The following is a 696-nucleotide window of genomic DNA, read 5'->3' as shown; positions in this document are numbered from 1 at the left end:
GCGCAGCACCGACAAGCCGGGCTACAAGCTGAGCATGGACTCCTGGGACGGTTACCCGGCCTCCCGCGAGCGGGTGCTCGCCGGTGCCGAGTCCGCGGGCGTGGACAACCTGGTGGTCCTCACCGGCGACGTGCACGTGCACTACGCGTTCGACATCAAGCGCGACTTCGCCAAGCCCGACTCGCGCACCGTGGGCGTCGAGTTCGTCACCACGTCGGTCGCCAGCGGCAAGGACGGCGTGGAGAAGCCGGACAACTGGGACCGGTACATGAAGGCCAACCCGCACCTGAAGTTCTACAACGGCAAGCGCGGCTACGTGGCCCTCACGCTCGACGGCGAGCAGGCCCGCGCCGACTACAAGACGGTGCCCTACATCACCAGGCCGGGGGCCCCGATCCAGACCGTGGCCTCCTACGCCACCGAGGCCGGCAACCCGGGCCTGCACCAGGTCTGACCGGCCGGTCGAGCTGACCCGGGCCGCGGGGCCCGCCCCCGTGCCCCCGCGACCGGCTCACCCGTTCGGCGGATGCCCGTTGGCCGTGCCGCCGGCCTGCCACTGTGCTGGAGGTATGGACGTGAACCCCATCGAAATGCAGAAGTGCCTGGGCGGGGTGCACTACCCCGCCTCCAAGCGCGAGATCGTCGACCAGGCCAAGGAGCACGGGGCGGGCAAGGACGTCATGGGCGCCCTGAAGT

2 protein-coding genes are annotated in these 696 nt (G+C 70.3%); both read left to right on the top strand.

What is annotated here, in order from left to right; all coding sequences use genetic code 11:
* Window positions 1-454 (top strand): alkaline phosphatase D family protein (locus tag KUM32_RS42215; protein WP_217146887.1); only part of this gene is annotated, 454 nt, incomplete at its 5' end.
* Between the two features lie 115 nt (window positions 455-569).
* Window positions 570-696, top strand: a 127-nt coding sequence (locus KUM32_RS44865; protein WP_217146888.1) for a DUF2795 domain-containing protein, incomplete at its 3' end; no start/stop codon positions are given.

This window comes from Streptomyces sp. AC627_RSS907, assembly GCF_019049165.1.
This window is presented reverse-complemented; position numbering and strand designations above follow the sequence as displayed.